This is a genomic window from Bradyrhizobium sp. MOS003, assembly GCF_003020125.1.
Taxonomy (GTDB): Bacteria; Pseudomonadota; Alphaproteobacteria; order Rhizobiales; family Xanthobacteraceae; genus Bradyrhizobium.
In genome coordinates this window covers 107,793-127,661 of the sequence record NZ_PYFW01000008.1, presented here as the reverse complement: position 1 = coordinate 127,661, position 19,869 = coordinate 107,793, and the positions used below count along the sequence as shown (strand labels likewise).

Annotated in this window: 18 protein-coding genes, 1 tRNA gene and 1 pseudogene; 9 read left to right on the top strand and 11 right to left on the bottom strand. The window is 63.6% G+C overall.

Going from position 1 to position 19,869, the window contains the following annotated elements:
* Positions 1-28 precede the first annotated feature (28 nt).
* Entirely contained in the window at positions 29-709 is a 681-nt protein-coding gene (locus tag C7G42_RS27965) for a site-2 protease family protein (protein WP_106952143.1), read from the top strand.
* 65 nt (positions 710-774) lie between these two features.
* Positions 775-1,197: a hypothetical protein gene (locus tag C7G42_RS27960; RefSeq protein ID WP_106952284.1), complete on the top strand. Its 423-nt coding sequence runs from the start codon at positions 775-777 to the stop codon at positions 1,195-1,197.
* On the opposite strand, the gene C7G42_RS27955 is transcribed toward C7G42_RS27960, so the two are convergent.
* The 6 genes from C7G42_RS27955 to C7G42_RS27930 form a co-directional block, all read right to left on the bottom strand.
* Positions 1,185-1,997: an energy transducer TonB gene (locus C7G42_RS27955; protein WP_106952142.1), complete on the bottom strand. Its 813-nt coding sequence runs from the start codon at positions 1,995-1,997 to the stop codon at positions 1,185-1,187. The genes C7G42_RS27960 and C7G42_RS27955 overlap by 13 nt on opposite strands.
* Before the next feature lie 11 nt (positions 1,998-2,008).
* Complete coding sequence (gene exbD, locus C7G42_RS27950) at positions 2,009-2,467, bottom strand: TonB system transport protein ExbD (RefSeq protein WP_106952141.1); 459 nt, start codon at positions 2,465-2,467, stop codon at positions 2,009-2,011.
* Between the two features lie 3 nt (positions 2,468-2,470).
* Positions 2,471-3,412 (bottom strand): tonB-system energizer ExbB, encoded by a 942-nt coding sequence (exbB, locus tag C7G42_RS27945; RefSeq protein ID WP_106952140.1) that lies wholly within the window; start codon positions 3,410-3,412, stop codon positions 2,471-2,473.
* The gene (locus C7G42_RS27940; RefSeq protein WP_106952139.1) at positions 3,409-4,098 is read right to left on the bottom strand and encodes a Fe2+-dependent dioxygenase; all 690 of its coding nucleotides are present in this window, start codon (positions 4,096-4,098) and stop codon (positions 3,409-3,411) included. The genes exbB and C7G42_RS27940 overlap by 4 nt, the downstream gene beginning before the upstream one ends.
* 2 nt (positions 4,099-4,100) lie before the next feature.
* A complete protein-coding gene (locus C7G42_RS27935; protein WP_106952138.1) occupies positions 4,101-6,500 on the bottom strand; it encodes a TonB-dependent receptor in 2,400 nt (799 codons plus the stop codon).
* 223 nt (positions 6,501-6,723) lie between these two features.
* A complete protein-coding gene (locus tag C7G42_RS27930; RefSeq protein WP_018319817.1) occupies positions 6,724-6,963 on the bottom strand; it encodes a hypothetical protein in 240 nt (79 codons plus the stop codon).
* Between the two features lie 377 nt (positions 6,964-7,340).
* On the opposite strand from C7G42_RS27930, the gene C7G42_RS27925 reads away from it, so the two are divergent.
* The 3 genes from C7G42_RS27925 to C7G42_RS27915 all read left to right on the top strand — a co-directional run bounded on the left by C7G42_RS27925 (position 7,341) and on the right by C7G42_RS27915 (position 12,292).
* The gene (locus C7G42_RS27925; RefSeq protein ID WP_199581187.1) at positions 7,341-8,516 is read left to right on the top strand and encodes an efflux RND transporter periplasmic adaptor subunit; all 1,176 of its coding nucleotides are present in this window, start codon (positions 7,341-7,343) and stop codon (positions 8,514-8,516) included.
* Positions 8,513-11,659 carry a multidrug efflux RND transporter permease subunit gene (locus C7G42_RS27920; protein WP_106952136.1) on the top strand — a complete coding sequence of 1,049 codons (3,147 nt, stop codon included), beginning with the start codon at positions 8,513-8,515 and terminating at the stop codon, positions 11,657-11,659. The genes C7G42_RS27925 and C7G42_RS27920 overlap by 4 nt, the downstream gene beginning before the upstream one ends.
* Before the next feature lie 66 nt (positions 11,660-11,725).
* A complete protein-coding gene (locus C7G42_RS27915; protein WP_199581186.1) occupies positions 11,726-12,292 on the top strand; it encodes an invasion associated locus B family protein in 567 nt (188 codons plus the stop codon).
* 154 nt (positions 12,293-12,446) lie between these two features.
* On the opposite strand, the gene C7G42_RS27910 is transcribed toward C7G42_RS27915, so the two are convergent.
* Positions 12,447-14,735 carry an arylsulfatase gene (locus tag C7G42_RS27910; RefSeq protein WP_106952135.1) on the bottom strand — a complete coding sequence of 763 codons (2,289 nt, stop codon included), beginning with the start codon at positions 14,733-14,735 and terminating at the stop codon, positions 12,447-12,449.
* Positions 14,736-14,855: 120 nt separating this feature from the next.
* On the opposite strand from C7G42_RS27910, the gene C7G42_RS27905 reads away from it, so the two are divergent.
* Entirely contained in the window at positions 14,856-15,530 is a 675-nt protein-coding gene (locus C7G42_RS27905) for a TetR/AcrR family transcriptional regulator (protein ID WP_199581185.1), read from the top strand.
* A gap of 17 nt (positions 15,531-15,547) precedes the next feature.
* On the opposite strand, the gene C7G42_RS27900 is transcribed toward C7G42_RS27905, so the two are convergent.
* Both C7G42_RS27900 and C7G42_RS27895 read right to left on the bottom strand, forming a co-directional pair.
* Positions 15,548-15,910, bottom strand: coding sequence for a DUF1428 domain-containing protein (locus C7G42_RS27900; RefSeq protein ID WP_199581184.1), 363 nt, complete (start codon positions 15,908-15,910; stop codon positions 15,548-15,550).
* A gap of 166 nt (positions 15,911-16,076) precedes the next feature.
* A tRNA-Gln gene (locus tag C7G42_RS27895) sits at positions 16,077-16,150 on the bottom strand.
* A gap of 5 nt (positions 16,151-16,155) precedes the next feature.
* Between C7G42_RS27895 and C7G42_RS34890 the strand changes: the two genes are divergently transcribed.
* Together C7G42_RS34890 and C7G42_RS27890 are read left to right on the top strand one after the other, a co-directional pair.
* On the top strand, positions 16,156-16,569 hold the full coding sequence (locus C7G42_RS34890; RefSeq protein WP_147250292.1) for a hypothetical protein: 414 nt from the start codon (positions 16,156-16,158) through the stop codon (positions 16,567-16,569).
* A 141-nt stretch (positions 16,570-16,710) separates the two neighbouring features.
* Complete coding sequence (locus C7G42_RS27890) at positions 16,711-17,442, top strand: DUF3750 domain-containing protein (RefSeq protein WP_106952133.1); 732 nt, start codon at positions 16,711-16,713, stop codon at positions 17,440-17,442.
* Positions 17,443-17,483: 41 nt separating this feature from the next.
* On the opposite strand, the gene rnz is transcribed toward C7G42_RS27890, so the two are convergent.
* A complete protein-coding gene (rnz, locus tag C7G42_RS27885; RefSeq protein ID WP_106952132.1) occupies positions 17,484-18,386 on the bottom strand; it encodes a ribonuclease Z in 903 nt (300 codons plus the stop codon).
* A 41-nt stretch (positions 18,387-18,427) separates the two neighbouring features.
* Entirely contained in the window at positions 18,428-19,438 is a 1,011-nt protein-coding gene (locus C7G42_RS27880; protein WP_106952131.1) for a zinc-dependent alcohol dehydrogenase family protein, read from the bottom strand.
* Positions 19,439-19,522: 84 nt separating this feature from the next.
* Between C7G42_RS27880 and C7G42_RS27875 the strand changes: the two are divergent.
* Positions 19,523-19,860, top strand: a pseudogene (locus tag C7G42_RS27875) (MerR family transcriptional regulator).
* Positions 19,861-19,869: the final 9 nt, after the last annotated feature.

Below are 19,869 nucleotides of genomic sequence, written 5' to 3'. Positions count from 1 at the left end.
GCCGCAGACAAACCGGGATCAACGAGCCGTGAACATTTCCTTTTATGACCTGTCGGTATGGGTGCTCCCGCTGTTGCTGGCGATCACCTTCCACGAGGCTGCGCACGCCTTCGTCGCGGACCGGCTCCGGGACAACACGGCCTCGCAGCTCGGCCGCGTCAGCTTCAATCCCATCAGGCACATCGACCCGTTTGGCACCGTGATCCTGCCGGCGATGCTGCTGTTTACGCACTCGCCCTTCCTGTTCGGCTATGCCAAGCCGGTGCCGGTCAACTTCCGCAAGCTGAACAACCCCAAACTGGATATGGTCTGGGTCGCGCTGGCCGGGCCGGCCACCAACATCCTGCTGGCGCTTGCAGCGGCCCTCGCCTTCCACGCCCTGCCCCTTGTCCCCGCGAACTCGGCGAAATGGGTCGCCGACAACCTCAAGAATGCGCTCATCATCAACGCCATCCTGGCGGTCTTCAACATGATGCCGATCCCGCCGCTCGATGGCGGGCGCGTCGCGGTCGGACTGTTGCCGCGCGCCCTCGCCATGCCGCTGGCCCGGCTAGAGCCGTTCGGGATGCTGATCCTGATCGGCCTGTTGATCCTGTTGCCCCTTGCAGGTTCCCAGTTCGGTCTAAATCTTGATGTTATTTCAGCAATACTGCGAACGTTGACCGGTCATGTGATTCAGGCTGTTCTCTTCATGACCGGCAATGCGTAGTTGAACAGCCGCACCCGAACTTTTAAGCCGAAGGGCCAGAGGCCGACTTGGTCAAAGCTGCCGATATGCTGATCGCGCGACGCGCGGACACCCGCGCCCGCGCCGATTTCGCCACCTGGAAGATGATGGCCAAGCTCAACGGGGCGTCCGCGCTGCCTTCGGGCGCCCAGGAATTCCTCGCGAGCTACCAGAACTTGCTGGCTCGGATGAGCGAGGGCGAGGCTACCGAGGCGACCATCGGCGCGATCTACAAGGCCTATTATGCGGAGATGGGCGGTGGAGGAAACCCGCCCGACGTCCGTCCGCGCCCGGCAGAGCCGGCAGCGGACAATGTTACCGCCTTCCGCCGCCCGGCGCCGAAGCCAAAGACGACTAGCTTTTTCGGGGCTGGCGCGGCCGCTGGAACCCAGAAGCGGCCGCTTCCGGTGGCGCTGATCTTTGCCTGTCTCGTCGTGGTCTATGTTGGGATCCGGCTCTACTGGCGCTGAGCCGTCTTCTTCTTTTTCGCGTCAGCCGGCGTGAAAATGATATCGACGGTCCGCTCGAACCGGTCCTCGGTCAGCCCGGCAGGCGGCTGCGGGATCGGATCCGACTTGCGCACGATCGAGACCGCGGCCGCGTCGTAGGCTGCATCCCCTGATGACTGCACGACATCTACCGACAGCACGTTGCCCTTCCGGTTGATCGCGAAGCTCACCTTGACCTTCTGGTTATTGGGATGTTTGCCTTCCGGATTGATCTTGTGCAGCGACAAATGCGCGCTGATCTTGCGGTTCCAGTCGGCCGTCAGCTTCAGGATGTCCTTGCCGATGCCGATGACGGGCGCCAGCGCCTTCTCGGCCTCGCGCGCGTCCTCCTCGAGCGTCTGCCTCGCCGTCGCGACCGATTTCGGCGAGGCTTCGGCGGCCGGCGTTTCGACCGCCTGAATCTTCGGATCGTCTTCCGTCGGCTTCTTCGCGTTGTTCTCGGTTACGACGCGGTCGGGATCCTCGACCTCCTGCGACTGGTCCTTTGGAAGCTCCGTCTCCTTGGTCTCGGCCTTCTGCTCGGGAAGCGCCTGCTGCTCCTGCATCGCTTCGCTGTCAGGCCCGGGCGGCAGATCGGTTTCGGGCGCCTTGGGCGAGGCCATCTCCACCGCGAATTCCGCGCCGTTCGCACCGAGGCCGTCGCCGTCGTCGTCAGCGCGCAAATGTGCCAGCGCGAGCGCAGCACCACCCAGATGGAGCACGAGCGCGGCCACCGCCGCGAGGATCCAGAGCTTCCGGGATGGTCTGAGTTCGTCCGACATGCCGTGTCTTCTCAAGGCTGTGCGGCGCCTGCCGCAGGCGCTCCCGGCGGGCCTTCCAGCGCCACCAGCTTCACCCGCGTATAGCCGCCTGAGCGCAGGAGCTCCATGACGCCCATCAACTCCCCATACGGCACCGACTTGTCGGCACGCAGGAACACGTATTTATCCTTGCTCATGTCGGACAGTCCGTCGAGCGTCCCGATCAATTCGGCACGGTGGACCGGGTTCTCCCCGAGGGCAAGCGTCAGATCGGGCTTGATGCTGAGATAGGTCGGCTTGTCCGGCTTCTTCTGCGGCGTCGCACTGGACGTCGGCAGGTCGATCGGCAGGTCGACCGTGGAGAGCGGCGCTGCGACCATGAAGATGATCAGCAGCACCAGAATGACGTCGATGAACGGCGTGACGTTGATGTCATGCGTTTCCGAGAAATCGTCGTCGTCGCCGTCGTTGTCTGCGAGCGAAACGCCCATGGCTCACTCCGCTGCGCGCGAATGCACGCTGCCGTGGCTGCGATCGAGATCACGCGAGAGCAGCCGGCCTGCGGCACCCGAGGCGCGGCTGACGAGCTCGAGATAGCTCTTCGTCACGCGCGAGAAGTGGTTGTAAATGATGACGGCCGGGATCGCGGCGACGAGGCCGATCGCGGTGGCGAGCAGCGCTTCGGCGATGCCGGGCGCGACGACGGCGAGGTTCGTGGTCTGCGACTTCGAGATGCCGATGAAGCTGTTCATGATGCCCCAGACCGTGCCGAACAGGCCGACGAAGGGCGAGGTCGAGCCGATGGTCGCGAGCACGCCCATGCCGATGCGGATCCGCCGCGCTTCGGCGCGCACGATCTCAGAAAAGCTGGAGGCTGCGCGCTCCTTGATGCCGGTATCGCTGGACAGGCCGGCCGACATCCGCGCCTCGCGCAGGGCCGCCGCCAGGAACGACGGCAGGATGCCCTCCTTGGCTCCGAGCGCCATCTGTGCTTCCGCGAGCGAGCGCGACTCCGCAATCTTCTTCAGGGCCGAACGAAGCTTGGTGGATGCGACCGACAGCTCGATCGACTTGGCGATCAGGACGGTCCAGGTCATCAGCGATGCGAAGGCGAGCCCGATCATCACCGCCTTCACGATGACGTCCGCCGACATGAACATCACCCAGGGTGACAACTCCTTCATCGCCGGCGCGACGCCGGCCGCCGCATCGGGCTTGGCATCAGGCTTGGCAGTGGTCGAAACGGCGGCCGCCTGGGACGCCGCAGGAGCAACCGGGCTGGCCGCCGTCGGAGCCGGACCAACAGGGGCCGGCTGGGCCGCCGACTGCGCCGGTGCCGACGGGGTTTGTGTCTGGGCCAAAACGGGGGATGCGAGCCAGGCGGCCGCCAGCATCAAAGCTGCGGCAAGGCTTGCTCTCGAGGTCATGGTCTTCATACTTCGGCCCAGTAGCGAATGAGATTGTGATAGATACCCGTCAATTTGACCGTTTCGGGATCGTCACGCCCGAGCCGGTCCACCAGCGCCTGAATCGCGGTGTCGAGGTCGAAGATCATGCTCCGGGCTTGATCGTCCCGTATCATGCTCTGGAGCCAGAAGAAAGACGCAACCCGCGTTCCCCTGGTCACCGGCGTGACGAGGTGCAGGCTGGTCGAGGGATAGAGCACGCAGTCGCCGGCTGGCAACTTCACTTCGTGCGAGCCGTAGGTGTCCTCGATCACAAGTTCGCCACCGTCATATTCTTCCGGCTCGGCGAGGAACAGCGTGACCGAGAGGTCTGTGCGGATGCGAAGGCCGGTCAGACGGTCGCCGCGGATCGCATTGTCGACATGCAGGCCGAAATGGTGGCCGCCATCCGCCGCATAGCGGTTGAACAGCGGCGGGAAGATCTGGAGCGGAATTGCCGCCGCGATGAAGCGCGGGTTCGACGTCAGCGCCGAGATGATCCGGTTGCCGAGCTTGCGCGCGACCTCGCTGTCCGGCGGCAATTGCTCGTTGCGCTTGACCATGGCCGACTGCGCACCAGCAGTCGACCGGCCGTCCTCCCATGCGCTGGCGTCCATGATGCGGCGGAAATCCGCCACATCGTCCTTGCTCAGAATGCCAGGCAGGCACGTCAGCATGATCAGAACTTCGCCGTCGTGACGATGTAGAAGGCCCGGCCCGGAGCGACCGCCACGAACGGGACCGCGCTGCGATAGAACGAGTCGTAATACAGCTTGTTGGTGAGGTTCTGCGCGTAGAACTTCATGGTCCAGTTCTTGTCGATCTTTTTCTCGACGAACGCGTCGAAGCGCCAATAGCTCGGCAGCTCGTTGGTGTTGGCCGCGAACGTGCCGCCATAGACCTTCGAACGGTACACCGCCTGGCCGCCGAGTTCCCAGCCATCGTCGAACTTGTATTTGGTCAACATGCTGAACGACTGGTGGGCGATATTGGCAAGCTGCAGACCCTGGTTCGAAGCAACCCCGCTCTGCGTGACCTTGGATTGCATCAGCACCAGGCCGCCGAAGATGCTCCAGCGATCGGTGATCTTGCCCTCGGCCTCGATGTCGATGCCCTGGATCCGGTACGCAGCGCCCGATGTCAGCAGGCCATTGACGGTCTCGCGCGCATTGTCCTTGGTGGTTTGAAACAGCGCGCCGGTCACCAGCAGATGGCGATCAGCAAGCTCCCATTTGGTACCCACCTCGATCGCCTTGTTGCGCTCGGGTCCGAGCAGGATGGTCGAGTTGGCGGGAACTCCACCGTAGTCGGTGCCGGTCGCGTCGAGCTCCGAGCCGAACGGATTGGCCGAGGTCGCGTAGGCCGCATAGACGCTGCCGATCGACATTGGCTTGTAGACCGCGCCAACGTTGTAATTGACGAGATCGTTGCTCTGCTTGAGGTAGGCCGAATTCGTCGACGCGCTCTGGCTGTAGCCGTCGTAGCGGATGCCGCCATTGACGATGACGGTGTCCTGCCAATTCGCGGTGTCCATCACATACACGCTGCTAGTGTTGACGCCATAGCGCGTCGGATTTCCAACCAGCGACGGCGTGCCGAACGGAATGTTGGTGTATTGCGGAGAGTAGAGATTGACCCCCGTCACGGCACCGGTGCTCGTGAAGGGACTCCCGGCCAGCTCCGACGCGAGGCCGGCGTAACGATCGATCGAGATGTTCTCGTTCGAATATTCGACGCCGAACACCGCGGTGTGCTTGACGCCACCGGTGTCGAGCTTGAACGTGGCCTCGTTCTGGTTGGCCCAAACGTCGGCGGTCTGGTAGCGGCTCTGCGCGCTCGCCGTCGTGGTCCAGAGCAGCGGATTGGGGCTGGTCGTAATCGGGTTCTGTGGCAGCGTGCCGATGTAGTTGAGCAGCGAGTGCTCGCCGCGCACCTTGCTGGTCAGCGTGATGGCCTCGTTGACCTTGTACTCGATCGTGCCGGTGCCGAAATCCTGCCGTGCCGTCTGGAAGTCGCGGTTGAGGAAGCCGTACCAATTGCCGCGCGGAATGCCCGCCGATGTCACCGGCACGTTGCCCTGCCTGTAATAGGGCACGCCGAAATCCGGGTAGCCGCTGAGGTCGGTATGGACGTAGTTCGTGGTGATCTTGATGTCGGTGGTCGGGGTGTACTTGGTCGAGATGAAGGTGCCCCAGCGATTGTCGGTCACGTAATCGCGGCCTGCGACGTTGGCGTCCTGGAACAGGCCGCCCGTGCGCACCGAGAAGGTCGGGTCGATGACCTGGTTGACGTCCAGCGTGACACGTTTGGTCATGTCGGTACCGAACTCGGAATCCATGCGCTTGAAGTTGACGTCGCCAGCCTGCTTGGTGACGATGTTGATCGCGCCGCCGGCGGTGCCGCGGCCGGCATAGGACGATGCGGGGCCGCGCAGAATCTCGATCTGCTCGGTGAAGAAGTTCTCGCGGATGGAAACCGCGGGATCTCGGATGCCGTCGATGAACACGTCGTTGCGCGCATCGAAGCCGCGGATGAAGAAGCGGTCGCCGAACGCGTTGCCGCCCTCGCCCGAGCCCAGCGTCACGCCCGCGGTCGAGCGCCCGATCTCCTTCAGCGTCGTTGCGTTCTTGTCCTCGAGCACTTCCTTGCTGAGCACCGTGATGGACTTGGGCGTGTTGAGCATCTTCTCCGGGAACTTGCCGGACGCCTGGACGTGATCGACCTTGTAGGGCGCGGCCGGATCGGCATAGGGATTGCCGTCTGGAGCGCCGGACGGCGTGGTCGGCGCCGTCTGCTGAGCGGCCTGCTCGCGCTGTGCGGCGCGACGAATCGCGTTGCGGGCGCGGACCTGCTCCGGCGAAGGCTTCGACGCCGTCGGACGCGGACGCTCGACGGGAGCATCGACCGTCACCGGCGGCAGGTTCGACTGCTGCGCCTGCGCGCCGCTCGACACCGACGCCACTGCGATCAAGCTCGCAACCGCCGAGGCCTTCTTGCCGGAAATGCCTGCGAACTTTTCATCTACAAAATCGAATGCTGCGACCGAACGCAACGACTTCGGTGCGACCACCTGCCCCATTACCAAACGCCCCATCTTCCTGTTCGCTCGTTCACTTCGACGAACGATGAGTTGTTGGTATCGGCCGTAAAATAGCGGGTCAATGCGAGCAGCTCGCAAGAACCCTTGAATCGATCCAGATCAAAACGATTCTAAACTGTAGTTTGAAATCGTTCTAAATCGAGATTGGACTCGTTCTAAGAAACAACGCCGCGAGCTGCACATCGCCGCTTCGTTTACAGCATCAATCGCTGCTCGGCGGCTTCATCAGCGAAAACAATTCGTCGACGGTTTTCAGCGCGACAGCGCGCACGCGATCGGTTGAGTCCATGCCGGCGATGTTGACACCGTTCACGACGGCTTTGATCTCGTCGCGGAAGTCGGTGAGGAAGCGCAAGGGATCACGCTGCTCGTTGGCGACACGCGCGATCAATCCCGTGATCAGAATCTGACACGCGATCAGCTTGCCGTTCAGTTCGTCCATGCTGCGCTCCATGTGTGGCCGCGCCGCTATGGATGATGGCGATATCCCTGACAACCGAAACGGCTGTCGCGCAATTTAGAACCGTTCTTGTCGCCGTCACCGGGCTGCGGCCGGCGCGGCATCATTCGGGTTGAGTACACTGTCTGCGAGTGCCGCCCAGGACTTGCTCGCAGTTCGGTCCGGCCGGGAAAATGCAGCATTGCACGCGGCCGCGCCACAGCACTGCCTGGATGGTGCAAAGCTTTCCAATTGTTTAGGATTCTCGACGGTTAGTGCTGTTTACACTCGAACTTGGCGTGTATTATACAAGCTCGCTGGAACCCTGCGATTGCCCTAATAATCCGGCTTTGAGGGCATACGAGCCGACACGAGACGACATGAAAAAGTCCCGGCCGATCCTCTGGATTCTGATCATCGCGGCCGTGGCCTCCGCGGGTTACTATGGTTGGCAGAAATTCGGGCATAGCGCCGGCAAGACCCAGACCGCCGACAAGGGGCCATCCCGGCCGTCCGCCGTCCCGGTCAGCGTCGCCCCGGTTCAGAAAGTCGACTTCCCGGTCTATCTGACCGGTCTCGGCACGGTTCAGGGGTTCAACACCGTACAGGTCCGCACCCGCGTGGATGGCCAGATCGACAAGCTCGCCTTCAAGGAAGGACAGATTGTCCAGCAGGGCGAGCTTCTGGTCTCGATCGATCCCCGTCCCTATCAAGCCACGCTCGACCAGGCCAAGGCCAAGAAGGCGCAGGACGAGGCTAGTCTCGCCAACGCCAATCTCGAACTTCAGCGCGCCATGAAGCTCGGCGAATTCGCGACCGCGCAACGCGTCGACACCCAGCGATCGACCGTCGCCCAGCTCACCGCCCAGATCGCCGCCGACGAAGCCGCGATCTCCAACGCCCAGACCCAGCTCGACTACACCCAGGTCAAGGCCCCGATCACCGGCGTCGCCGGCCTGCGCCAGGTCGACGTCGGCAACATCGTCAATGCCGCGACGCAGACAGGCGTCGTCACGATCTCGCAGGTCGAGCCGATCGCCGTGATCTTCACCGCGCCGGAAGACCAGCTGCCCTATATCGGCGAAGGCCAGAAGACCGGCGCGCTCAAAGTGATCGCCTTCACCACCGACGGCAAGAAGACGCTGGCCGAGGGCAAGCTTGCGGTCATCAACAACCAGGTCGACACCACCAGCGGGACGATCCGGCTGAAGGCCGTGTTCGACAACAAGGACCACGCGCTGTGGCCGGGCCAGTCGGTCTCGACGCGGCTTCTCGTCCGGACGCTGAAGGATGCGACCGTGGTTCCGGATGACGCGGTCCAGCATTCGACCAACGGCCTCTACGCCTATACCGTCAACCAGGACAACAAGGCCGAGATGCACAAGATCAAGGTCAGCTACGCCATCGATGGACATTCGGTCATCGAGGAAGGGCTGAGCCCCGGTCAGCAGGTGATCACCGGCGGCCAGTTCAAGGTGCAGCCGGGCAGTCTCGTCTCGACCGCGGTGGCAAGCTCGAACCCGGCCCAGACCCAGAACAAGGTACGACAGGAATGACCGGGGGCGGGATTTCGGCACCTTTCATCCGGTACCCGATCGGCACCTCGCTGTTGATGGCCGGAATTCTTTTTGTCGGTCTCGTCGCCTATCCCCTGCTTCCGGTCGCACCGTTGCCGCAGGTCGACTTCCCGACCATCCAGATCACCGCCAATTTGCCGGGCGGCAGCCCGGAGACGATGGCCTCGTCCGTGGCGCAGCCGCTGGAGCGCCAGTTCGCCCAGATTCCCGGCATCGCCCAGATGACCTCGACGAGCTATCTCGGCACGGCGTCGATCACCATCCAGTTCGATCTCAACCGCAGCATCGACGGCGCCGCCAACGACGTGCAGGGCGCCATCAACGCGGCCTCCGGCCAGTTGCCGAAGAACCTGCCGTCGCCGCCGACCTATCGCAAGGTCAACCCGGCCGACGCGCCGATCCTGCTGCTGTCGGCAACGTCGGAAACGCTGCCTCTGACCAGCGTCAGCGACGCGGTCGATGCCCAGCTTGCCCAGCAGATCAGCCAGCTCTCCGGCGTTGCCCAGGTCTTCATCGGCGGCCAGCAGAAGCCCTCCATCCGCATCCAGATCGACCCGGCGAAACTGGTCGCCAAGGGCCTGTCGATGGAGGACGTGCGCAGCCAGATCGCGATCACCACGGTCGACAGCCCGAAGGGCAACATCGACGGCGAGAAGCGCGCCTACACGATCTACGCCAACGACCAACTCACGCACGCGAAGGACTGGAACGACGTCATCATCGCCTACCGCAACGGCGCTCCGTTGCGAATCCGCGACATCGGCCAGGCGGTCAGCGCCGCTGAAGACGCCAAGCAGGCGGCCTGGGCCAACGGCAAGCGCGGCGTGTTCCTGGTGATATTCAAGCAGCCGGGCGCCAACGTCATCGAGACCGTCGACAGGATCAAGGCGACGCTGCCCCGCCTCGTGGCGGCGATCCCGCCCGCGATCAAGATCGAGCTCATCAGCGATCGCACCACGACCATCCGCGCGGCGGTCGAGGACGTCCAGTTCACGCTGCTGCTGACCATCGCCCTCGTGGTCATGGTCATTTTCATTTTCCTGCGCAGCTTCTGGGCCACCGTCATTCCCACCATCACGGTTCCGCTGGCGCTGCTGGGCGCGTGCGCCCTGATGTGGGTCGTCGGGTACTCACTCGACAATCTGTCGCTGATGGCGCTCACCATCGCGGTCGGATTCGTCGTCGACGACGCCATCGTGATGCTGGAGAACATCACGCGTTACATCGAGGAAGGCGAATCGCCGATGGAGGCCGCCTTCAAGGGCTCCAAGGAGATCGGCTTCACCATCGTATCGATCAGCATATCGCTGGTCGCGGTGCTGATCCCGCTACTTCTGATGGGCGGCATCATCGGGCGCCTGTTCCGTGAATTCGCCGTCGTGCTGGCCATGACCATCTTCGTCTCGATGTTCGTGTCGCTGACCCTGACACCGATGATGGCGTCACGCTTCCTTCGCGCCCATGGCGAAGTGACCCACGGCAAATTCTATCAATGGAGCGAGCGCGCCTTTGACGGAATGCTGCGCGGCTACGAGTATGTGCTCGACCATGCCCTCGCCTGGCGGCGCACGACGCTTGCGATCTTCTTCGCCACGCTCGGTCTGTCGATCTATTTGTTCGTTCTGATCCCGAAGGGTTTCTTTCCGCAGCAGGACGTCGGCCTGATCACGGCGACATCGGAAGCCTCGCAGGACATCTCGTTCAAGGAGATGCAACGGCGCCAAGTCGAGCTGGGCAAGATCGTCATGGATGATCCCGACGTCGCGACTATCGCGATGAATATCGGGGGCAGCGGCCGCGCCGGAAACAACGGCAACATGTTCATCACGCTGAAGCCACGCGACAAGCGCGAGGCTTCGGCGCAGCAGATCATCGCTCGGCTTCGGCCCAAGCTCGAGAAGGTGTCGGGCGCGCGCCTCTATATGCAGGCTGCGCAGGACGTCAGGCTCGGTGGACGGCCGACACGCACGCAGTTCGAATTTACGCTCCAGGATGCCGATCTCGCCGAGCTCAACGAATGGGCGCCCAAGATCCTCGCCAAGATGCAGACCCTGCCGGAGCTGCGCGACGTCGCGACCGACCAGCAGACCCAGGGCACCACGGTCCAGCTCAAGATCAACCGCGACACCGCCGCGCGCTACGGCATCCAGCCCCAGCTGATCGACGACACGCTGTATGACGCTTTCGGCCAGCGGCAGGTCACGCAGTATTTCACCCAGCTCAACACCTACAAGGTGATCCTGGAGATCCTGCCGGAGATGCAGGGCAATCTCGACAGCCTCAACAAGCTCTATCTGAAGTCACCGCTGACCGGCGACCAGGTGCCGCTATCGACCTTCGCGACCTGGACCACCGATCCGGTCCGTCCGCTCTCGATTAGCCACCAGGGCCAGTTCCCGGCGATCACGATCAGCTTCAACCTCGGCCAGGGCGTCGCGCTCGGCCAGGCGACGGAAGCCGTGCAGAAGGCGATGGCCGATCTCGGCGCGCCGCCGACGCTGAACTCGAGCTTCCAGGGCACCGCGCAGGCGTTCCAGCAATCGCTCGGCACCGTGCCGCTCTTGATCCTCGCCGCGCTGGTCGTGGTCTATTTGATCCTCGGCATCCTCTACGAGAGCTACATCCATCCGATCACGATCCTGTCGACCCTGCCCTCGGCCGGCGTCGGCGCGCTTCTGATCCTGATGGTGGCGGGCTTCGACTTCAGCCTCATTGCCTTGATCGGAATCATTCTCCTGATCGGCATCGTGAAGAAGAACGGCATCATGATGGTCGACTTCGCCATCGCCGCCGAGCGCGACGAGCACAAGACGCCGGCGGAATCGATCCGCCAGGCCGCCCTGCTCCGCTTCCGCCCGATCATGATGACGACGATGGCCGCACTGCTCGGCGGCGTGCCGCTGATGCTCGGTCACGGCACCGGTGCCGAAATCCGCCAGCCGCTCGGCTACGCCATGGTCGGCGGCCTGATCGTCAGCCAGGCGCTGACGCTGTTCACCACCCCGGTGGTCTATCTCTATCTCGACGAACTCAACAACTGGTTCTCGGGCTGGGGCCGTTCGGGTGACGGCGAAGGCGGCGAGGCGGTCGAGCACAGCACCGTTAAGGAAGCTGCCGAGTAGCGGCTTGCACGGCTCTTCCGGCGACGCTACAGCGAGGCCCCCGGTTCACGCCAACGCGGTTTCGCCATGCTCATGCAATCCAGACTTGTCGCCCTCGCCGCTGCTGTCCTGCTGTCGACTGGCGCCGCTTATGCCCAGCAGGGCACCAAGAAGAACGCCCCCGCTCCGGCGGCGCAGCCGGCCCCGGCGACGACGCAGCCACAGGCCGACGGCTCGCCTGCGCAACAGCCCGGCTGGATCGTGCGCTGCACCAGTGCCAGCCGTGACGCGCCGCTCGAATGCGCGATGGAGCAGAACGCGGTGCTGACCAAGACCGGCCAGACCATCGTCCTGATCAACATCCGCATCGCGCCCGATACCCGCACGCCGGTGGCGCTGCTGCAATTGCCGCTCGGCCTCAACCTTCCCATCGGCGCCAAGCTCCAGGTCGACGAGGGCAAGACCGTCGACCTGCAGATCCAGACCTGCGAGAACCGCGGCTGCTACGCCTCGTCGCCGATCGCGCCGGACCTGCTTGCCGCGTTGCGGTCTGGCAGGCAGCTCAAGGTCTCCTTCCAGAACATGGCCAAGGAGACGATCGCGATCCCGATGCCGCTGGGCGACTTCGCTTCCGCCTACGACAAGATCAAGTAACGGGCTGCTCCCCGCTTTCTGCTGGAGCGCACGCCTCTCTCACCTCGTCATTGCGAGCGTAGCGAAGCAATCCAGCAATCTTTCCGCGGAGACAGTCTGGATTGCTTCGCTGCGCTCGCAATGACGACGCGGATGCAGCGACGCCCCTCGCCTCTCACTGCCGCGCCATCTGCGCGTTACCGACGGCTTCGCCGTCGAGCTTCTGGTCATTGTGCATGGTGACAGTGACGCGCGAGAGCCGTCCGGCGAATTCGAACGGCGCCTCGTAATCTGACACGGGGCTGCCGCGGTCGCGGCCGATGTCGAGTCCGGACCACGAGATCAGCGTGTGAAAGCCGAGCTGGGTCTGGAGTGAACCCGCGGGCTCGCCGTCGATCAGCAGCGTATATTCGGTGACGCCGGTGCGCGAGCCCTTGGCAGGAGCCTCCTTGCGCACGAGACGTTCGACGTGCACGCCGAGCCGGCGCGCGCCTGTCGGCACCTTGCGGTCCGATCGCACGATCTGGTGACTGCCGCCGATGTTGAGATCGTGCACGAGATGACCGTCGCTGACATAGAGGCTGTAGCCCGACGTCGCATCGCCGTGCGAGATCAGCACGCCGTCGGCGCCGGCCTCGCCGATCTCGACATGCGCCTCGATCGTGTAGCTGCGGCTGCGCACGTCCGGCGCGACGTCGGTTGGCACGTGCCCCATGCCGGCGTGGAAGACGAAATGGTGGCGCGCGCCGTGGAAGCGCGCGGCATTCTCGGCAAAACGCGGCCCGAAACGGTCGTCGAGGGGCAGCACCTTGTGCTTCTCGGCCTCTTCCCACCATGTCGCGATCATCGCTGCGAGACGCTCCGGCTCCTTCGTCGCGAGATCGTCGGTCTCGGAGAAATCGGCGTCGAGATGGAACAGCTCCCATTTGTCCTTCTCGAACGGCGTCCCCGATGGATGAAAGGCGACCGCCTTCCACCCCGCGTGCCAGAGACCGCGATGACCGAACATCTCGAAATATTGCGGCGAGCTCTTCGACGGTGCCGAGTCATCAGTGATCGAACGCGCAAAGCTCTCGCCTTCCAGCGGCATCTGCCGGCAGCCCGCGATATCGACGGGCGCCTCGATGCCGATCAGCTCCAACAGCGTCGGCGTGAGGTCGCAGGCGTGAACGAACTGGTGGCGCAGTTCGCCTTTGGCGGCGATCCTGTCCGGCCAGTTGATGACGAAGGGATCGCGGATGCCGCCGCCATGGGTGTTCTGCTTGTAGCGCCGCAGCGGCGTGTTGGACGCCATCGCCCAGCCATGCGGAAAGTTGCTGTGGGTGTCGGGCCCGCCGATGTCGTCGATACGTGCGAGCTTCTCGGCGATCGGCTCCGGCCTGAAGTTGAACGGTCCCATCGCGTTGACGAAGCCGAGCGGCCCGCCTTCCTGGCTCGCGCCATTGTCGGACATCACGATGATCACGGTGTTGTCGCGGATGCCGGCCGTGTCGAGAAATGCGACTAGACGCGCAAGATGGCGGTCGGAATGGTCGAGCATGCCGGCAAAGGCCGCCTGCAGGCGGGTGAAGACGCGGCGCTCGTCGGCCGAATGCTCCTTCCAGGCCTTCACCCCGTCATTGCGTGCGGGCATCCGCGTATCCCCGGGCACCAGGCCCATTGCCTTTTGGCGCGCAAGACGCCGCTCCCGCTCGACGTCCCAGCCATGCGCGAAGGCGGCGTCATAGCTTCTGATGATCTCGACCGGCGCCTGATGCGGCGCATGGCAGGCCCCGAGCGCGACCCAGGTCAGCCATGGGACGTCGGGACGATCGGCGATGTGATCGCCGATGAAGCGGATCGATTGGTCGATCAGATCCTCGGTCAGATGATAGCCGTCGGCATAGGTGCCCGGCGGGTCGATATGCGTGTTGTCGGAGACCAGCTCCGGCGCGTATTGGTCGGTCTCGGCGTCGAGGAAGCCGTAGAAGCGATCGAAGCCACGGCCGAGTGGCCAGCCGTCGAACGGACCGGTAGCGCCGCTCTCGGTCAGCGGCGTGACGTGCCATTTGCCGACCATGTAGTTGCGATAGCCATGCACGCGAAGCATCTCGGCCAGCGTGCCCGCCTCGCGCGCGATCTTGCCGCGATAGCCGGGATAGCCGGAATCGAAATTGGCGAGGCACCCGACCCCGACGGAATGATGGTTGCGCCCGGTTAGTAGCGCGGCGCGCGTCGTCGAGCACATCGCGGTGGTGTGGAAACCGCTGTAGCGCAGGCCCTCTGCGGCGAGCCTGTCGATGGTCGGCGTCCTGATCGCCGAGCCGTAGCAGCCGAAATCGGAGAAGCCGACGTCGTCGAACAGTACCACGAGGATGTTGGGCGCCCCCGCGGGCGGCCTTGGTGCTTCCGGCCACCAGGGTTTCGACTCCGCAACAGTCTTGCCGACGGTGCCGCCGAACGGCGTGCCGCTGCCTACGCTCATCTGATCCTCCCTGCCGGATCCGGTGTTTCATGTCGTCGCGCCCGCGATTGACCCGCGGCCCGCCCGGCCCTAAATTATAATCAGAATTATGATTATGATTTTTGGCGGATGCAAGCACGGATGCGCGCACGGTCAGACCAGCCGGAGTTTCGCGATTTCGACCTGCCGGGCGTCGCCCCGTCGCGGCAGAAGCGCAGCCGGGAAACCACGCTGGCGCTGCTGCGCGCCGGCGCCGCGATGCTGCGAACGCGCAGCCTGGCGGAGCTTTCGATCGAGGCGCTCTGCACCGAAGTCGGGGCTACCGTCGGCGCCTTCTACAGCCGCTTCGAGAGCAAGGAGGCCTATTTCAACGCGTTGATGGCGCTAGCCGCGCGCGATGGCGAGCAGCGGCTTGCGGGGATCAGGCCGCCGTCACCCGATCCGGGCCTCGACAGGCTCTGCCAAATCATCGTCAGCGGCATCATCGGTTGGATGCGCAACCACGAGGGCGTGCTGCGTGCCGCGCTCCAGCATGACGACACCCGTCCGGACAAATGGACGCCGTTCAAGGCGCTCGCGCAGGCCACCACCGCGCGTGCCACCCCGCTCCTGCTGCCGGCGATGGGCACCGGCCGCAAGGCGGCAAAGACCCGCACCATCGCCTTCGGCTTCCAGATCGTGCTGGGCACGCTGGTCAACGCGATCCTCAACGATCCCGGCCCGCTGTCGCTGTCGTCCAAAGAAATGGAGACGCGGCTCGCCGGTTGCCTGGCGCTGTTGCTGCAGGCGGAGGTCGACCGCGCGCCTCCGAGATAAGCCTCTCGCGCCCGCTGTCAGCCGACGATGTCGCTCGCCCGCAACAGCGTCGTGAAGCCGCCATAGATCATGCGCTTGCCGTCAAACGGCATGCCCTCCATCTTCAGCCGCGGATCCGCCATCACCTTCTTGTTGACGGCATCGCGGGTCTCGCGGTCGCGGTATACGATCCAGGAGAACACCACGACCTCGTCCTCCTTCGCCATCACTGCGCGCGGAAACGAGGTCAGTTCGCCATAGGGAACGTCGTCGGCGATGCACTCGACGTAATCGAGCGCGCCGTGCTCCATCCAGATCGCGCAGGCGCTCGTCGCCAGCGTCTTGTAGGCCTCGACCTTGTCGTTCGGCACGGCCAGAACGAATCCATCGACATATGGCATCAGGATCTCCTTGAGTTGTGTGACCCAAGGACGATGGAACGCGCGGCGATCCGACCGGGGAAACGCGTTTCCTAATGAGGCAAACGGTCGCGATCGGCGGCGCGGCCGGTGGACCAATCACTGTCACTGAGGGACCTGGAAAGCCGGACCTTGGAAGGCCCGGAGCTGGCTGGGGAACCTGGATTCGAACCAAGACAAACAGAGTCAGAGTCTGTTGTGCTACCGTTACACCATTCCCCACCGAAGTGCTTGAAATAGCTAAGCTTTCTTCGGAAGTTCTGCAAGGCGGGCTGACCATTTTGCAAATCAGCGGCTCGCAGGCCGCTCATATAGCCGCGCTGACCTTCGCGGTCCAGCCCCTCTGTGAACATCGCCGGCTTGTTCTCGCTGCGTTCGCGTGGGCAAGACGAAAAGGTCTCAACCCTGCCGAAGGAGTCCTACGGTCCTTTGCGGCTGTAGAACAGCGATCGGCGCGCCAGGTCGATCCTTCGCTGCACCTAGAACTCGAAGGCGAGCGCGAACATCGTGGATGCGAGCAGGATGCCCAAGGTCTGAAACAGAATTCGCCAATGGCTGACAATGTACGGATTGGTGAACGTGACCGGATCAAACAGCTGCAGATTGATCGCGATCTGATGAAGAGAAAATGCGAGAGATAGACGATGAGCGATCTCTTCGGGAACGTGTCTCGCGCGACCTTACGGCCGACGATCTGCATTCGAACATCATTGTGAAAGTGCTTTGAGGACCTATATCCTCAAGACTTGCTTCCGAAACCCGATCTCTCCTTGCGAAGAACCGTGCTCATTTTCTTCCTGCTCCTGTTCGTACCGATCGGCCTGTCGGCCGCGCGGTACTATTGGCTTGGAGATGGCCGCGGCAATTGGCAGACGGCTGACCGTTCCAGCGCCGGCCTGCTGCCGCCGGCTTCTTCCCATCCCGATGCCCTGATCCGGGTTTATGCGGCCCGAACGGTCCGGTGGCGAAGCATCTTCGCCGTCCACACGTGGATCGTCGTCAAGCAAAAGGATGCGACCAGCTACAGCCGATACGACTACACGGCGTGGGGCGAACCGATCCGGAGCAACGGCTTCGCCCCCGATGGAAGGTGGTTCGGCGCCCTGCCGGAAACCGTCGTCGCCGTAGATGGGCCACAGGCCGAGTTCCTCATTCCCAGGATCCGGACTGTGATCGAGACTTACAAGTTTCGAGCCTACGGGGACTACAGCGCCTGGCCGGGACCGAATTCGAACACCTTCGTTCAAGCCGCTCTTGATGCCGTGCCGGAACTTCGCGCGGTTCTGCCGCCGACGGCGATCGGCAAGGATTATCCCTATTCCGGCGAATGGATTGGGCTGACCGCCTCGCGCACCGGCTTCTATGCCTCGCTCTCCGGCTATCTCGGCCTGACCCTGGGCTGGGTCGAAGGCCTCGAGCTCAACTTCTTCGGCGCCGTGCTCGGCCTCGACATCCGGCGGCCCGCCATCAAGCTGCCGGGCATCGGCCGCCTCGGTGTTGCCGCCGGTCTATAGCGCCGGACGATACGGCGATTGGCGATGGTTCGTCGCGACGGCTAGATCACGATGTGATCGAAGTCGGCGGCGATCCGGCTGTTCGGAAAGATCCCTGCCGCCTCAGCGAGAACCTCTTCGTTCTGATAGCGTCCCGACATATGGGTCAGCACGAGATGCTTCACATTGCTCGCTGCCGCAAACGACGCCGCTTCTGCCGCGGTGAGATGCCCGTAGTCCCGCGCGGTCGACGCATCACGATCGAGGAACGTTGCCTCGATCACGAGCAGATCGGCATCAGCAACGTGTTGCGCCAGCCCCTCGGTGGTTTCGGTGTCGCCGATCACGACGAGCCTCTTGCCGCCGCTCGGCGGACCCAGGACGTCTTCCGGATCGATCGTGCGATCGGCGATCACGATGGCTCGTCCCGCAGCCAACTCTCCACGGATAGGGCCATCCGGCACGCCCAAGGCCGAAAGGCGTTCCGACAAGAGATGACGGCGCGCGGGACTTTGGAAGACGAAACCAAAACTGTCGGTGTCGCGGTGGCGAACCGGAAAGCAGCCGATGGTGAAGTCGCCGGCGTCGATGACCTGTCCTTCGCTCAAGGCTGCGAACTCGACAGGGATCGGCGCCCTGCCCGCACCCCACAGGCCCGCGAGCATCCGGATGACGATGTCGAGCGTGCCAGGCCCGCCATGAATGGTCATCGCGTCGGCACTCCGCCGCAATCCCAATGTTGAAAACAGACCGGGGATGCCCAGCACATGATCGAGATGCGCGTGCGTCAGCAGCACGCGATCGAGCCGCCGAAAGCCCGCGCCGCTGCGTAGCAACTGACGCTGCGTGCCCTCGCCGCAATCGACCAGCATGCGCTGGCCGGCCGCCTCGATCAGCAGGGCCGGATGGTTGCGCTCGGCGGACGGAACGCTCGCAGAGGTCCCGAGGAATGTCAGGGCGAACATGGTCGTCGTTTGTCCAGAGATGAAGCGTCGTCTCTGAGGCCTTACAGCTTCACAACGACCTTGCCGAAGTGGGAGCCGGTCCGAAGATGGGCGAACGCGTGGGGGACCTCGTCGAAACCGTACACCCGATCGACGATCGGGTGGATTGCCTTGTCGGTCAAGAAGCGATTCATGGCGGTGAAATGCTCGCGCGATCCGACGGTGACACCGATGATGTCGGCATTCTCCCACTGTAGACGCGCGAGGTCCGGCTTCGGGCCAAACCCTGTCAAGACACCGATCTGGATGATCTTGCCGCCCGAAGCGAGCGATCTCAGCGATCGGTCATAGGTGCCGGGTCCACCGAGTTCGAGGATATGACTGGCGCCTTCGCCGTCCGTCGCCTTCATCAGCGCGGCATCCCAGTCGGGCGTGTCGCGGTAGTTGATGAGGATAGAACCGCCCAGCGCCTTGGCGCGGGCGAGCTTCTCATCCGAGGAGGATATCACGATCGCGCGCGCGCCCAGCGCCGCGGCGAACTGAAGGCCGAACAGCGCCACGCCGCCTGTTCCCTGGACCAGCAGCGTGTCGCCTTTGCCCATCCCGCCGCGAGCGATGAGGCCATGCCAGGCCGTAACGCCAGCACAGGGCAAGGTCGCCGCTTCGACCGCGGACAAGTGCGCCGGTGCGGAGACAAGCGCAGTCGCCGGCAGCACGACATACTCCTGGAGCATTCCGTCCATGGTGTTGCCACCGAGGGCAGACGGACCATAGCTGGACTTGAACGGCCCCGCGACCCAATCGCGAAAGAACGACGCGACGACGCGGTCTCCGGGCTGCCATTGCGTGACGCCCGAACCGATGGCGTCGACGACACCCGCGCCGTCAGACAACGGCACCCGACCATTCAGCCCGCCTTGGCCAACACGGTCGAGGATCATCAGGTCGCGATAATTCAGGCTTGCCGCCTCGACCCGGATACGGACCTCGCCGCCGGCGGGTTCAGGTCGACCGACATCGGCTAGCACAAGGCCACCTGCACCGGCAGCGCCGTTCAAATGGTAGGCTTTCATCGTTGCTCCTCCGCGATGGTGTTCACATGGACGAGCACGACCTGTAAGGTCTGACAGCACTGTCAGGGTCAACAGGATTTTTCAGTGAAGATTGGTGAGCTCTCCCGCAGGACGGGCGTCAGTGTCCGGATGCTGCGTTACTACGAAGCCGAAGGACTGCTTGCGCCGCAGCGGACAATCGCGATTATGGTCCGGCGGAAGAGGAGACCGTTCGGCGGATCAAAATGCTTGGCGCTGCCGGGATGACGCTGGAAACGATCCAGCAATTGCTGCCGTGCGTTCGGAACAACGATCCGGAATTCACGCCGTGCAACAATCTGCGCAGAATACTCGCGCAGCAGGTCAGCCTCATCGATGAACGCATCGAGACGCTCAGCCAAAGCCGGACGATTCTGGCGGGCTTCCTGTCGAGTGTGAACTGAGCGCCAAAC

Bases quoted from the DNA above. Each gene is read 5' to 3' on its own strand.
- C7G42_RS27960 (WP_106952284.1), top strand. From the start codon at position 775: ATGCTGATCGCGCGACGCGCGGACACCCGCGCCCGCGCCGATTTCGCC.
- C7G42_RS27955 (WP_106952142.1), bottom strand. From the start codon at position 1,997: ATGTCGGACGAACTCAGACCATCCCGGAAGCTCTGGATCCTCGCGGCG.
- exbD (WP_106952141.1), bottom strand. From the start codon at position 2,467: ATGGGCGTTTCGCTCGCAGACAACGACGGCGACGACGACGATTTCTCG.
- exbB (WP_106952140.1), bottom strand. From the start codon at position 3,412: ATGAAGACCATGACCTCGAGAGCAAGCCTTGCCGCAGCTTTGATGCTG.
- C7G42_RS27940 (WP_106952139.1), bottom strand. From the start codon at position 4,098: ATGCTGACGTGCCTGCCTGGCATTCTGAGCAAGGACGATGTGGCGGAT.
- C7G42_RS27935 (WP_106952138.1), bottom strand. From the start codon at position 6,500: ATGGGGCAGGTGGTCGCACCGAAGTCGTTGCGTTCGGTCGCAGCATTC.
- C7G42_RS27930 (WP_018319817.1), bottom strand. From the start codon at position 6,963: ATGGACGAACTGAACGGCAAGCTGATCGCGTGTCAGATTCTGATCACG.
- C7G42_RS27925 (WP_199581187.1), top strand. From the start codon at position 7,341: ATGAAAAAGTCCCGGCCGATCCTCTGGATTCTGATCATCGCGGCCGTG.
- C7G42_RS27920 (WP_106952136.1), top strand. From the start codon at position 8,513: ATGACCGGGGGCGGGATTTCGGCACCTTTCATCCGGTACCCGATCGGC.
- C7G42_RS27915 (WP_199581186.1), top strand. From the start codon at position 11,726: ATGCTCATGCAATCCAGACTTGTCGCCCTCGCCGCTGCTGTCCTGCTG.
- C7G42_RS27910 (WP_106952135.1), bottom strand. From the start codon at position 14,735: ATGAGCGTAGGCAGCGGCACGCCGTTCGGCGGCACCGTCGGCAAGACT.
- C7G42_RS27905 (WP_199581185.1), top strand. From the start codon at position 14,856: ATGCGCGCACGGTCAGACCAGCCGGAGTTTCGCGATTTCGACCTGCCG.
- C7G42_RS27900 (WP_199581184.1), bottom strand. From the start codon at position 15,910: ATGCCATATGTCGATGGATTCGTTCTGGCCGTGCCGAACGACAAGGTC.
- rnz (WP_106952132.1), bottom strand. From the start codon at position 18,386: ATGTTCGCCCTGACATTCCTCGGGACCTCTGCGAGCGTTCCGTCCGCC.
- C7G42_RS27880 (WP_106952131.1), bottom strand. From the start codon at position 19,438: ATGAAAGCCTACCATTTGAACGGCGCTGCCGGTGCAGGTGGCCTTGTG.